1 protein-coding gene is annotated in these 428 nt (G+C 29.2%); it reads right to left on the reverse strand.

Annotation, left to right across the window (positions count from 1 at the left end; translation table 11 throughout):
- The coding region (locus RT405_RS00695) for a PTS sugar transporter subunit IIA (RefSeq protein WP_396162942.1) at positions 1 to 164 on the reverse strand (164 nt) is incomplete at its 3' end.
- Between the last annotated feature and the right edge of the window lie 264 nt (positions 165 to 428).

A 428-nucleotide genomic window follows, 5' to 3' on the forward strand; every position in this document is an offset into this window, starting at 1 on the left:
ACTTCATGAATTGCTATTTTAATTTTTGTGCCTAATTCTTGCACATCATCTCCTGGATTTAAGTTCACCGTTGCAATGTTATTTGTCTCACCCATAATCACTTCCGCTGAATCTTTTAATCCATCACTCAATTTACCATGTGTTGCAATGACAATCCCTAACATTCATAATCCTCCTTATCATATGGAATAATCTTTTTGAAAAATAGATTGTTCTTGCTAGTTTAGGTTTTTATGCTAATTTTTTTAAGCTTATCTATTTAAACAACTCCACAACTGTTGTTAAGTTTTCCATATTTAAAGTTTTTTGTTTTAAATCCGACTTGTCTAGATAAAATTTATTTTTTTGTTCTTTTTCCTCATTTCTGGCGCTAAATATATAATTAACACTTTGATTTTGGTCTAACAATGGCTGATTGATTCTTAATT

The organism is Carnobacterium sp. (assembly GCF_032094055.1).
Taxonomy (GTDB): domain Bacteria; phylum Bacillota; class Bacilli; order Lactobacillales; family Carnobacteriaceae; genus Carnobacterium_A.